The 12,338-nt window shown below is 60.5% G+C and carries 10 protein-coding genes; 9 read left to right on the forward strand and 1 reads right to left on the reverse strand.

The genetic code is table 11. The features are described from left to right. The first annotated feature begins 64 nt into the window (after nucleotides 1–64). The 8 genes from nuoG to nuoN all read left to right on the forward strand — a co-directional run bounded on the left by nuoG (nucleotide 65) and on the right by nuoN (nucleotide 10,137). The gene (gene nuoG, locus BVU99_RS06285; RefSeq protein WP_043140271.1) at nucleotides 65–2,803 is read left to right on the forward strand and encodes an NADH-quinone oxidoreductase subunit NuoG; all 2,739 of its coding nucleotides are present in this window, start codon (nucleotides 65–67) and stop codon (nucleotides 2,801–2,803) included. Further along, nucleotides 2,800–3,777: an NADH-quinone oxidoreductase subunit NuoH gene (gene nuoH, locus BVU99_RS06290; RefSeq protein WP_025303661.1), complete on the forward strand. Its 978-nt coding sequence runs from the start codon at nucleotides 2,800–2,802 to the stop codon at nucleotides 3,775–3,777. Before nuoG ends, nuoH begins: the two co-directional genes overlap by 4 nt. Before the next feature lie 14 nt (nucleotides 3,778–3,791). Beyond that, the gene (gene nuoI, locus BVU99_RS06295; protein ID WP_025160170.1) at nucleotides 3,792–4,334 is read left to right on the forward strand and encodes an NADH-quinone oxidoreductase subunit NuoI; all 543 of its coding nucleotides are present in this window, start codon (nucleotides 3,792–3,794) and stop codon (nucleotides 4,332–4,334) included. A gap of 13 nt (nucleotides 4,335–4,347) precedes the next feature. Beyond that, nucleotides 4,348–4,905, forward strand: a complete 558-nt coding sequence (nuoJ, locus tag BVU99_RS06300; RefSeq protein ID WP_019453717.1) for an NADH-quinone oxidoreductase subunit J — start codon at nucleotides 4,348–4,350, stop codon at nucleotides 4,903–4,905. Beyond that, nucleotides 4,902–5,204: an NADH-quinone oxidoreductase subunit NuoK gene (gene nuoK / locus BVU99_RS06305; RefSeq protein WP_004936014.1), complete on the forward strand. Its 303-nt coding sequence runs from the start codon at nucleotides 4,902–4,904 to the stop codon at nucleotides 5,202–5,204. The genes nuoJ and nuoK overlap by 4 nt, the downstream gene beginning before the upstream one ends. Beyond that, nucleotides 5,201–7,048, forward strand: a complete 1,848-nt coding sequence (gene nuoL, locus BVU99_RS06310) for an NADH-quinone oxidoreductase subunit L (RefSeq protein ID WP_043140059.1) — start codon at nucleotides 5,201–5,203, stop codon at nucleotides 7,046–7,048. The genes nuoK and nuoL overlap by 4 nt, the downstream gene beginning before the upstream one ends. Nucleotides 7,049–7,143: 95 nt before the next feature. Then, a complete protein-coding gene (gene nuoM / locus BVU99_RS06315) occupies nucleotides 7,144–8,673 on the forward strand; it encodes an NADH-quinone oxidoreductase subunit M (protein WP_025303660.1) in 1,530 nt (509 codons plus the stop codon). Nucleotides 8,674–8,679: 6 nt separating this feature from the next. After that, the gene (nuoN, locus tag BVU99_RS06320; RefSeq protein WP_025303659.1) at nucleotides 8,680–10,137 is read left to right on the forward strand and encodes an NADH-quinone oxidoreductase subunit NuoN; all 1,458 of its coding nucleotides are present in this window, start codon (nucleotides 8,680–8,682) and stop codon (nucleotides 10,135–10,137) included. Nucleotides 10,138–10,196: 59 nt separating this feature from the next. On the opposite strand, the gene BVU99_RS06325 is transcribed toward nuoN, so the two are convergent. Next, nucleotides 10,197–11,072, reverse strand: a complete 876-nt coding sequence (locus BVU99_RS06325; protein ID WP_025303658.1) for a LysR family transcriptional regulator — start codon at nucleotides 11,070–11,072, stop codon at nucleotides 10,197–10,199. Nucleotides 11,073–11,360: 288 nt separating this feature from the next. Between BVU99_RS06325 and BVU99_RS06330 the strand changes: the two genes are divergently transcribed. Continuing rightward, nucleotides 11,361–12,338 (forward strand): MFS transporter (locus BVU99_RS06330; protein ID WP_099817745.1); only part of this gene is annotated, 978 nt, incomplete at its 3' end.

Raw genomic sequence — 12,338 nt, forward strand, 5'->3', positions numbered from 1 at the left:
GAACACGGCCAGAATTTTTGATTAACGCCTGCCGCAAGGCAGGCCACTTGGAAGCATGCTGACTATGGCTACGATTCATGTAGACGGCAAAGAGTATGAGGTAGACGGGGCGGACAACCTGCTGCAGGCTTGTCTTTCCCTCGGCCTTGATATTCCTTACTTTTGCTGGCATCCGGCGCTGGGAAGCGTCGGCGCTTGCCGCCAATGTGCGGTAAAGCAATACCAAAACGCGGAAGATACGCGCGGCCGTTTGGTGATGTCCTGTATGACCCCGGCATCCGATGGCACCTTCATCTCCATCGATGACGGCGAAGCGAAGCAGTTCCGTGAAAGCGTGGTCGAGTGGTTGATGACCAACCACCCGCACGATTGCCCGGTCTGTGAAGAAGGCGGTAACTGTCACCTGCAGGATATGACGGTAATGACCGGCCACAGCTTCCGCCGCTACCGCTTCACCAAGCGTACCCACAACAACCAGGAGCTGGGGCCGTTTATCTCGCACGAGATGAACCGCTGCATCGCCTGCTACCGCTGCGTGCGTTACTATAAAGACTATGCGGACGGCACCGACTTCGGCGTGTACGGCGCGCACGACAACGTCTACTTCGGTCGCCCGGAAAGCGGCACGCTGGAAAGCGAGTTCTCCGGCAACCTGGTGGAAGTGTGCCCGACCGGCGTATTCACCGACAAAACGCACTCCGAACGCTACAACCGTAAATGGGACATGCAGTTCGCGCCGAGCATTTGCCAGCAGTGCAGCATCGGCTGTAACACCAGCCCGGGCGAACGCTATGGCGAGCTGCGCCGTATCGAAAACCGTTACAACGGCAGCGTGAACCACTACTTCCTGTGCGACCGCGGTCGTTTCGGTTACGGCTACGTCAACCAGAAAGATCGTCCGCGTCAACCGCAGCAGCTGCGCGGCGATGACTGGATCACCCTGAACGCCGAGCAGGCGATGCAGGGCGCGGCGGACATCCTGCGTCAGGCGAAGAAAACCATCGGCATCGGCTCCCCGCGCGCCAGCCTGGAAAGCAACTTCGCACTGCGCGAGCTGGTCGGCGCCGAGAACTACTACACCGGTATCGCTCAGGCGGAACAATCACGCCTGGCGCTGATGCTGAACGTGCTGAAAAACGGCGGCGTCCATACGCCGGCGCTGCGTGAGATCGAAGATTACGACGCGGTGCTGGTGCTGGGCGAAGACCTGACGCAAACCGGTGCGCGTATCGCGCTGTCCGTGCGCCAGGCCGTCAAAGGGAAAGCTCGCGCGATGGCGGCGGCGCAACGTGTTGCCGACTGGCAGATCGCGGCGGTGCAGAACATCGGTCAGCACGCCAAGTACCCGCTGTTCACCACTAACATCGACAACACCCGCCTGGACGACATTGCCGCCTGGAACTACCGCGCGCCGGTGGACGAGCAGGCACGCTTCGGCTTCGCCATCGCGCACGCGCTGGATAGCGCAGCGCCGGCGGTGAACGATCTGGCCGACGGCCTGAACAAGAAAGTCGATATCATCGTGCAGGCGCTGACCGGCGCACGCAAACCGCTGATCGTGACCGGCAGCAACGCCGGCAGCGAAGCCATCATCCAAGCGGCGGCCAACATCGCCAAAGCGTTGAAGGGCCGCGGTTCCGATGTCGGCATCACCTTCGTGGCGGGCGCTGCCAACAGCATGGGCCTGGCGATGATCGGCGGCGGTTCGCTCGATCAAGCGCTGGAACAGCTGGCGAGTGGCGCAGCCGACACCGCCATCGTGATGGAAAACGATCTCTATCGTCATGCGCCGGCGGCGCAGGTGGACGCAGCGTTGGCCAAGGTCAACAACCTGATCGTCGCCGACCACCAGCGCACCGCGATCATGGACAAAGCCAACCTGATCCTCTCCTCGGCCAGCTTCGCCGAGAGCGACGGTACGCTGATCAACCAGGAAGGCCGCGCGCAGCGCTTCTTCCAGGTATACGATCCGGCTTACTATGACGACGCCAAGAAAAATCAGTTCACCGTGATGCTGGAAAGCTGGCGCTGGATGCACTCGCTGCACTCCACCTACACCAGCCGCCATGTGGACTGGACCCAGCTCGATGACGTGATCGCCGCTTGCGTCGCCGCGTTGCCGCAGCTGCAGGGCATCGTCGATGCCGCGCCGGACGCGACGTTCCGCATTCGCGGTCAGAAGCTGGCGCGTTCGCCGCACCGTTCCAGCGGCCGTACCGCCATGCGCGCCAACATCAGCGTGCACGAGCCGCGTCAGCCGCAGGATAAAGACACCATGTTCGCCTTCTCGATGGAAGGGAACAACAGCCCGCTGGCCGATCGTCAGCAGATCCCGTTCGCCTGGGCGCCAGGCTGGAACTCACCGCAGGCATGGAACAAGTTCCAGGCCGAAGTGGGCGGCAAACTGCGCCACGGCGATCCGGGCGTGCGCCTGATCGAAGCGGGGGAGGGCAGCCTCGGTTACTTCGACCGCGTGCCAGCCGCCTTCAATCCGAACGACGGCTGGCGTGTCGCGCCTTACTACCACCTGTTCGGCAGCGATGAAATGTCGCAGCGCTCTCACGTGATCCAGCAGCGCATGCCGGAAGCTTACGTGATGGTCAACCCGGCCGACGCGGCGACCCTTGGCGTCAACGCGGGCAGCCTGGTGGAGTTCAGCTGTGCGGGCCAGACCTTGCGTCTGCCGGTACGTCTGAGTGAAACCCTGACCCAGGGCCAGGTTGGTTTGCCGCTCGGCTTGCCAGGGATCCCGCCGATTTTGGTGGGTGCTAAGGTAGACAATCTGCGGGAGGCAGCACGATGAGCTGGTTTACCCCTGAGGTGATCGACATTCTGATCGCCGTTCTTAAAGCGGTCGTGATCCTGTTGGTGGTCGTGGCGTGCGGGGCGTTCATGAGCTTCGGCGAACGCCGCCTGCTCGGCCTGTTCCAGAACCGTTACGGACCGAACCGCGTAGGCTGGGGCGGCTCGCTGCAGCTGGTCGCCGACATGATCAAAATGTTCTTCAAGGAAGACTGGGTACCGAGATTCTCCGACCGGGTGATCTTCACCCTGGCGCCGATGATCGCCTTTACTTCCCTGTTGCTGGCATTTGCCATCGTTCCGGTCAGCCCGACCTGGGCGGTGTCCGATCTCAACATCGGCATTCTGTTCTTCCTGATGATGGCCGGCCTGGCGGTGTACGCCGTGCTGTTCGCCGGATGGTCGAGCAACAACAAATACTCGCTGTTGGGCGCGATGCGCGCCTCCGCGCAAACCCTGAGCTACGAAGTGTTCATCGGCCTGTCGCTGATGGGCGTGGTGATGCAGGCGGATTCGTTCAACATGCAGGCCATCGTTGAATCCCAGGCGCACGTCTGGAACGTCATTCCGCAGTTCTTCGGCTTCGTGACCTTTGCGATCGCCGGCGTGGCGGTGTGTCACCGCCACCCGTTTGACCAGCCGGAAGCCGAGCAGGAACTGGCTGACGGTTACCACATCGAATATTCCGGCATGAAGTTCGGTCTGTTCTTCGTGGGGGAATACATCGGTATCGTCACCGTGTCCGCCCTGATTGTGACGTTGTTCTTCGGCGGCTGGCAGGGTCCGTTCCTGCCGCCATTCATCTGGTTCGCGTTGAAAACGGCCTTCTTCATGATGATGTTCATCCTGATCCGTGCCGCGTTGCCGCGTCCGCGTTATGACCAGGTGATGTCCTTCGGCTGGAAAGTGTGCCTGCCGCTGACGCTGCTGAACCTGCTGGCAACCGCCGCGGTCATTTTGTACAACGCTCAATAAGGGGTGAATAAACCATGACATTGAAAGAGTTAGTGGTTGGTTTCGGCACCCAGGTGCGCAGCATTTGGATGATTGGCATGCATGCCTTCGCCAAGCGCGAAACCCAGATGTATCCGGAAGAACCGGTTTACCTGCCGCCGCGCTACCGCGGCCGCATCGTGCTGACGCGCGATCCGGACGGCGAAGAGCGCTGCGTCGCCTGTAACCTGTGTGCGGTGGCCTGCCCGGTCGGCTGTATCTCGCTGCAAAAAGCGGAACAGAAAGACGGCCGTTGGTATCCGGAGTTCTTCCGCATCAACTTCTCGCGCTGCATTTTCTGTGGCCTGTGCGAAGAGGCTTGCCCGACTACCGCTATCCAGCTGACGCCGGATTTCGAACTGGGTGAGTACAAGCGTCAAGATCTGGTGTACGAAAAAGAAGATCTGTTGATCTCGGGGCCGGGTAAATATCCGGAATATAACTTCTACCGGATGGCCGGTATGGCGATTGACGGCAAAGCCAAAGGCGAAGCCGAAAACGAAGCCAAACCGATCGACGTCAAAGGTCTGTTGCCCTAAGGAGCCAGCAAGCATGGAAATTGCATTTTATCTGGCAGGTTTGATTGCGGTGGCCGCGACGATTCGCGTGATCACCCATACCAACCCTGTGCATGCGCTGCTGTATCTGATCGTCTCGTTACTGGCGATCTCGGCAGTCTTCTTCTCTCTCGGTGCCTACTTTGCCGCCGCGTTGGAAATCATCGTCTATGCGGGCGCCATCATGGTGCTGTTCGTGTTCGTGGTGATGATGCTGAACCTCGGCAACGTGCAGCAGCAAGAACGCGACTGGATGAAGCCGACGGTGTGGATCGGGCCTGGCCTGTTGTCACTGGCGCTGCTGGTGGTATTGATCGTCGCGATCCGCAGCGTATCCGATCAGGGTATCAGCGGCGAGATGGTCGACGCGAAGGCGGTGGGCATCAGCCTGTTCGGACCTTACGTACTGGCGGTTGAGCTGGCTTCAATGCTGCTGCTGGCGGGTCTGGTTGTCGCCTTCCATATCGGCCGCGAGCACAAGCCTGGCGAGGTGCTGAGCAACGCGCCGGCGAGTGGCGAAATGGCGAGAAGAAAATCGGAGGAGCAAGCATGATCCCTCTTCAACATGGCCTGATCCTGGCGGCTATCCTGTTTGTGCTCGGGCTGACCGGGCTGCTGGTGCGCCGCAACCTGCTGTTTATGCTGATCAGCCTGGAAGTGATGATCAACGCTGCGGCGTTGGCGTTTATCGTGGCGGGAAGCTACTGGGGCCAGGCGGACGGGCAGGTGATGTACATCCTGGCGATCAGCCTGGCGGCAGCCGAGGCCAGTATCGGCCTGGCGCTGCTGCTGCAGCTCTACCGTCGTCGTCATACCCTGAATATTGATACTGTCAGTGAGATGCGCGGATGAACCTATTATATTTAACAATTCTGCTACCGCTGATCGGGTTCCTGCTGTTGGCATTTTCCCGCGGTCGTTGGTCTGAAAACACGGCGGCCACCGTCGGCGTGGGTTCTATCGGCCTGGCTGCGCTGGTCACGGTGTATGTGGCGATGGATTTCCTCGCCCAGAAAGCCGCCGGCGTGCAGCTGTTCGAGCAAAGCCTGTGGACCTGGATGGCCGTCGGCAACTTCAATATCGGCGTGACCCTGGTGCTGGACGGCCTGTCGCTGACCATGCTGTCGGTGGTCACCGGTGTCGGCTTCTTCATCCACATGTTCGCTTCCTGGTACATGCGCGGTGAAGAGGGCTATTCGCGCTTCTTCGCTTACACCAACCTGTTTATCGCCAGCATGGTGGTATTGGTGCTGGCGGACAACCTGCTGCTGATGTATCTGGGTTGGGAAGGCGTAGGCCTGTGCAGCTACCTGTTGATCGGTTTCTACTACAAAGATCCGGCCAACGGCGCGGCGGCGATGAAAGCCTTTATCGTCACCCGCGTGGGCGACGTGTTCCTGGCGTTCGCGCTGTTCATCCTCTACAACGAGCTGGGCACGCTGAACATCCGCGAGCTGATGATCCTGGCGCCGCAGAAACTGGCGGTGGGCGACACGGCCATCACCTGGGCGACCCTGATGCTGCTGGGCGGCGCGGTCGGTAAATCGGCGCAGCTGCCGTTGCAAACCTGGTTGGCGGACGCGATGGCGGGCCCAACCCCGGTTTCCGCACTGATCCACGCGGCGACCATGGTGACCGCGGGCGTCTATCTGATCGCCCGTACGCACGGCCTGTTCCTGATGGCGCCGGAAGTGCTGCACCTGGTGGGCATCGTCGGTGCGGTCACTCTGCTGCTGGCCGGCTTCGCCGCGCTGGTGCAGACCGACATCAAGCGCGTGCTCGCTTACTCCACCATGAGCCAGATCGGTTACATGTTCCTGGCACTGGGCGTGCAGGCATGGGACGCGGCGATCTTCCACCTGATGACCCACGCGTTCTTCAAGGCGCTGCTGTTCCTGTCGTCCGGTTCGGTGATCCTGGCTTGCCACCACGAGCAAAACATCTTCAAGATGGGCGGTTTGCGCAAGAGCATCCCGCTGGTGTACGTCTGCTTCCTGGTGGGCGGCGCGGCGCTGTCTGCGTTGCCGCTGGTCACGGCCGGCTTCTTCAGTAAGGACGAGATCCTGGCGGGCGCGATGGCCAACGGCCACATCAACCTGATGGTGGCCGGCTTGGTTGGTGCGTTCATGACCTCGCTGTACACCTTCCGTATGATTTTCATCGTGTTCCATGGCGAAGAGAAAATCAAAGCGCATGCCGGTAAAGGCATCACTCACCACCTGCCACTGCTGGTTCTGCTGGTGCTGTCTACCTTCGTCGGCGCGATGATCGTGCCGCCGTTGCAGGGCGTGCTGCCGGATACCACTGAACTGGCGCACGGCAGCGTGCTGACGCTGGAAATCACCTCTGGCGTGGTGGCTATCGTCGGCATTCTGCTGGCGGCCGCGCTGTGGCTGGGCAAACGCAGCCTGGTCAACAGCATCGCCAACAGCGCGCCGGGTCGTTTCTTCTCGACCTGGTGGTTCCATGCCTGGGGCTTCGACTGGCTGTATGACAAAGTGTTCGTCAAGCCGTACCTGGGCATTGCGAAGCTGCTGCAGCGCGATCCGCTGAACTCGCTGATGAACCTGCCGGCCGTCTTCTCCCGCTGGGGGAACCGCGGTCTGACGGTGAGCGAGAACGGTCAGGTGCGTTGGTATATAGCGTCTATGGGTGTGGGTGCAGTGGTCGTATTGGCTCTGTTGATTTTGGTTTAATTGAATAATTTAAACAGACGCATTTTTCGGGCGTAGCGCCGGGCAGGCGCTACGTACAAAGTTTGAAATTATTCGTATAAGGGACACAAAACGCCATGCTATTACCTTGGCTAATTCTTATCCCCTTTATCGGCGGTCTGCTGTGCTGGCAGCTTGAGCGCTTCGGTACTAAGGTGCCGCGCTGGATAGCGCTGATCGCAATGGGGCTGACGTTGGCGCTCTCTCTGCAGTTGTGGATGCAGGGCGGCTATACCTTGACCACGCCGAAAGGCATTCCGCAGTGGCAGAGCGAATTCCTGCTGCCGTGGATCCCGCGCTTCGGCATCTCCATCCACCTGGCGCTGGACGGTCTGTCGCTGCTGATGGTGGTGTTGACCGGTCTGCTGGGCGTGCTGGCGATCCTCTGTTCCTGGCGTGAAATCCAGAAGTATCAGGGTTTCTTCCACCTCAACCTGCTGTGGATCCTGGGCGGCGTTATCGGTGTGTTCCTCGCCATCGACATGTTCCTGTTCTTCTTCTTCTGGGAAATGATGTTGGTGCCGATGTACTTCCTGATCGCGCTGTGGGGGCACAAAGCGTCGGACGGTAAAACCCGTATCACCGCGGCGACCAAGTTCTTCATCTACACCCAGGCCAGCGGTCTGGTGATGCTGATTGCGATCCTGGGCCTGGTGTTCGTGCATTACAACGCCACCGGCGTGTGGACCTTCGATTACGAAGACCTGCTGCAAACGCCGATGTCCCACAACGTGCAATATCTGCTGATGCTGGGCTTCTTCATCGCCTTCGCGGTGAAAATGCCGGTGGTGCCGCTGCACGGCTGGTTGCCGGACGCGCACAGCCAGGCACCGACCGCAGGTTCCGTCGACCTGGCGGGCATCTTGCTGAAAACCGCGGCCTACGGCCTGCTGCGTTTCAGCCTGCCGCTGTTCCCTGAGGCTTCGCACGAGTTCGCGCCAATCGCCATGTGGCTGGGCGTGATCGGCATCTTCTACGGCGCCTGGATGGCGTTCGCGCAGACTGACATCAAGCGTCTTATCGCCTACACCTCGGTATCGCACATGGGCTTCGTGCTGATTGCCATCTACACCGGCAGCCAGCTGGCTTACCAGGGTGCCGTGATCCAGATGATCGCGCACGGTCTGTCCGCCGCCGGTATGTTTATTATCTGCGGCCAGCTGTATGAGCGTCTGCATACCCGCGACATGCGTCAGATGGGCGGCCTGTGGGGGCGTATCAAATTCATCCCTGCGCTGTCGCTGTTCTTCGCCGTGGCTACGCTGGGGATGCCGGGTACCGGTAACTTCGTCGGTGAATTCATGATTCTGTTCGGCAGCTACCAGGTGGTGCCGGTGATCACCGTGATCTCTACCTTCGGTCTGGTGTTCGCTTCGGTTTACTCGCTGATCATGATGCAGCGCGCTTACTACGGTGCGCCTAAATCCGACCAGCCGCTGCAGGGCATGACCGCGCGCGAACTGTTCATCATTCTGCTGCTGGTGGTGTTGCTGGTTCTGCTGGGGGTTTACCCGCAGCCGATTCTGGATACTTCCAACGCGGCGATGAGCAACGTGCAACACTGGTTTGGTTCGTCAGTTTCAGCAATTTCAACAACAAGGCCGTAATTCGCCATGACAATAACTCCTCAACAACTGATCGCACTGCTGCCGCTGTTGATCGTCGGATTGACGGTGGTGGTTGTGATGCTAGGCATTGCGTGGCGACGCGACCACTTTATCAACGCCACCCTGACCGTGATCGGTCTCAACCTGGCGCTGCTTTCGCTGTACTTTGTCGGCCAGGCAGGCCCAATGGACGTCACCCCGCTGCTGCGAGTTGACGGTTACTCGATGTTCTACACCGGGCTGGTGCTGCTGGCGAGTCTGGCGACCTGCACCTTCGCCTATCCGTGGCTGGTCGGCTATCCGGATAACCGCGAAGAGTTCTACCTGCTGGTGCTGATCGCCGCCATGGGCGGCATCCTGCTGGCGAGCGCCAACCATCTGGCTTCGCTGTTCATCGGTATCGAGCTGATCTCGCTGCCGCTGTTCGGCCTGGTGGGTTATGCCTATCGTCAGAAGCGCCCGCTGGAAGCTGCCATCAAGTACATGCTGCTGTCCGCCGCCGCGTCGTCGTTCCTGCTGTTCGGCATGGCGCTGCTGTACGCTGAATCCGGCGATCTGTCGCTGGCCGGCCTCGGCAAGAGCCTGCAGGAAAACATGATGCACCAGCCGCTGATCCTGGCCGGTATGGGCATGATGATCGTCGGTCTGGGCTTCAAGCTGTCGCTGGTGCCGTTCCAACTGTGGACGCCGGACGTGTATCAGGGCGCGCCTGCGCCGGTCTCGACCTTCCTGGCGACCGCCAGCAAGATTGCGATCTTCGCGGTCGTGATGCGTCTGTTCCTGTATGCCCCGGCCGCCGACAACGAAGCGCTGCGTCTGGTGCTGTCGATCATCGCGTTCTGCTCTATCTTGTTCGGTAACCTGATGGCCATCAGCCAGACCAACATCAAGCGTCTGCTGGGCTACTCGTCGATCGCTCACCTGGGCTACCTGCTGGTGGCGCTGATTGCGGTGCAAACCCATCAGCTGTCGCTGGAAACCGCCGGCGTTTACCTGGCCGGTTACCTGTTCAGCAGCCTGGGCGCCTTCGGCGTGGTCAGCCTGATGTCCAGCCCGTACCGCGGCCCGGATGCGGATTCGCTGTTCTCTTACCGTGGTCTGTTCTGGCATAAGCCAATCTTGTCCGCGGTAATGACGGTGATGATGCTGTCGCTGGCCGGTATCCCGATGACGCTGGGCTTTATCGGTAAGTTCTTCGTGATCGCGATGGGCGTCAGCGCACACCTGTGGTGGCTGACCGGCGCAGTCGTGGTAGGCAGCGCCATTGGCCTGTACTACTACCTGCGCGTGACTGTCAGCCTGTTCCTCAGCGCGCCGGAATCGCTGCAGCGCGACACCCCGAACAACTGGGCGTTGACCGCCGGTGGCGTCGTGGTGTTGATCTCAGCCGCGCTGGTGCTGCTGTTGGGGGTTTATCCTCAGCCGCTGATTTCGCTGGTGCAGATGGCGCAGCCGACGTTCTGATAACGCTTCAGACGGTAAAAAGGTCGCTTCGGCGGCCTTTTTTTATGGAGAAACGGCACTTAGCCGTAATGGGCGCTAAACGACGTTTCCAGCGCCTGCACCACCGCGCGCACGCGGGCGGCACGCTGCAAATCGGGATGCAGCACCAGCCAGATATCCACCCAGTCTTTATTCTCTGGCAACAGGCGCACCAGCTCCGGGTCTTTATCCGCCAGAAACGCGGAGAGCAGGCCGATGCCTAGCCCGCTGCGAGTGGCGGAGCGCAGCAGCAGCTGTGAATTGCATTGCAGCACGACGTTGGGCTCGTGCAGGGCTTCGCCGCAGAAATTGTTCCAGTGGCGCGGCACCAGCTCGCGCGGGAACATCAGCAGATCGTGACCGCGCAGCTGCTCGCCTTTGACCGGCATACCTCGCCGAGCCAGATAGTGCGGGCTGGCGTACAGGCCCATCTCGATGGTGGCCAGCCGCTTGATGATCAGTTCATCGTCATCGGGGCGTGCACCGCGGATCGCCAGATCCGCGCCGTGATAAGAGATATCGGCGATGTTCAGTGCCGTCAACAGCGTGACGGTGATGGCCGGATAGCGTTCCCGCAGATCTTGCAGCGCGGGTATCACGAAGGCTTCGGCCAGGGTATCGGTGGTGGCGATGCTCACGTGGCCGTGCAGGCTGTCATCGCCGCTGGCGGCTTTGCGGTTGATCGCCTGCACCGCATTCTCCATCTTCATCACGTCCGCCAGCATTTCTTCCCCCAACGGGCTGAGGGCGAAGGATTTCGGCGTGCGGATAAACAGCTTGGAACCGAGAGCGTCTTCGAAAGCGGAGAGCCGTCGACCGACGGTCGCCTGATCGACATGCAGCTGGTTGGCGGCTTTGCGTAGCGTGCCACAGCGTGCGACGGCCAAAAAGAAGCGCGCGTCGTCCCAATTCATCATGCCATTTCCTCTCTGCAGATTTGTCGGCGCCGTGGGGCACAGGCCGAGCCAGGCGAACAATAACGGTTTCTATCATAAAGCGTTGTTCTGCCCGGGGGGAGAGAAAGACGGTTAGCGGGCTGCACATCGGCGGTTATTTCTCCGGTGATGCAAGAATGCATCAGGGTGATTCATTCTTGACGATACTTCGCCCGTCGCCGGAACGCTATGATAAGCGCCGTTCCCGGCAGGCCGGGTGAGGAAAATGTCGACGGCAGGCCGCCGTCTGCCGTCTTTGGGAGTTGAAACATGTCAGAAAATACCGCCAGCCAGATTGCGGCGCCGCAAAATGCTCAGGCGTCGGGCAGGACAATTTTATTGTTCCTGGCGCTGGCTTTGATGTCGGCATTGCTGAACAGCAGCGCGCCGACGCCGCTTTATCCGCTGTATCAGCAGCAGCTTACGCTAAGCTCGGTCAGTCTGACCGTCATCTACGGCGCCTATGCCGCCGGCGTGCTGATCTCTTTGTTCGGCGTCGGCAATCTGGCCGGCAAAGTAAAGGATTTACGCAGCATGATCGTGCCGGCATTGCTGGTGGTGTTGAGCGGCGCCCTGCTGTTCGCGCGGGCTGATACCTTTGCCATGATGCTGATGGCGCGGCTGTTGGCCGGGGTGGGCACCGGGGCGCTAACCGGCGCGGCGAACATCGCGTTGGTGCGGTTTGGGCCGCGCGACGGCGGCAAAAATGCGGCGTTGATCGCGACGCTGTCATTCACCACCGGATTGGCGCTGGGCCCGATCTTCAGCGGCATCGCCTTGCAGACCGGTTTCCATCCCACGACGCTGCCATTTGTTTTCATCATGGTCATGGCCGCCGTGGCTGCATTGGGCGTGATGTTCTCGTGGCCGCGTGGCGTGGTTACGGCGCCGAGCCATGTTACGTCGGCCGAGACAGAAAAAAGCTCGCTGCTCGATGGCTTGCGCGCCACCGGCGGTAAATTCTTTGTGTGTGCAGGGGCTTTATTTATCTGTTGGGCGCTGGCCGCCAGTATTTTGGCAATCGGCCCCGGCGTGGCGGAAACGCTGTTAGGCCTGCACGCTCGTGGCGTCTTTGGCTATGCGATTGCGGTGTATCTGCTGATCGCCGGTATCAGCCAGATCCTGAGCCGCCGCGTTAACGCCCGTCATTCGCTGTTGTTCGGTTGCCTGGCGCAGGTGCTGGCGGCAGTGGTGTTCACCATGGCGATCCAGTGGCATTCTCTTGGGCTGGCGGCGGTGGGGCTGGTG

This window comes from Serratia sp. OLAL2, from assembly GCF_002752475.1.
GTDB classification, from domain to species: Bacteria; Pseudomonadota; Gammaproteobacteria; order Enterobacterales; family Enterobacteriaceae; genus Serratia; species Serratia bockelmannii.

Coding starts and splice junctions, on each gene's coding strand:
- nuoK (WP_004936014.1), top strand. CDS start 4,902: ATGATCCCTCTTCAACATGGCCTGATCCTGGCGGCTATCCTGTTTGTG.
- nuoJ (WP_019453717.1), top strand. CDS start 4,348: ATGGAAATTGCATTTTATCTGGCAGGTTTGATTGCGGTGGCCGCGACG.
- nuoG (WP_043140271.1), top strand. CDS start 65: ATGGCTACGATTCATGTAGACGGCAAAGAGTATGAGGTAGACGGGGCG.
- nuoL (WP_043140059.1), top strand. CDS start 5,201: ATGAACCTATTATATTTAACAATTCTGCTACCGCTGATCGGGTTCCTG.
- nuoM (WP_025303660.1), top strand. CDS start 7,144: ATGCTATTACCTTGGCTAATTCTTATCCCCTTTATCGGCGGTCTGCTG.
- BVU99_RS06325 (WP_025303658.1), bottom strand. CDS start 11,072: ATGATGAATTGGGACGACGCGCGCTTCTTTTTGGCCGTCGCACGCTGT.
- nuoN (WP_025303659.1), top strand. CDS start 8,680: ATGACAATAACTCCTCAACAACTGATCGCACTGCTGCCGCTGTTGATC.
- nuoI (WP_025160170.1), top strand. CDS start 3,792: ATGACATTGAAAGAGTTAGTGGTTGGTTTCGGCACCCAGGTGCGCAGC.
- nuoH (WP_025303661.1), top strand. CDS start 2,800: ATGAGCTGGTTTACCCCTGAGGTGATCGACATTCTGATCGCCGTTCTT.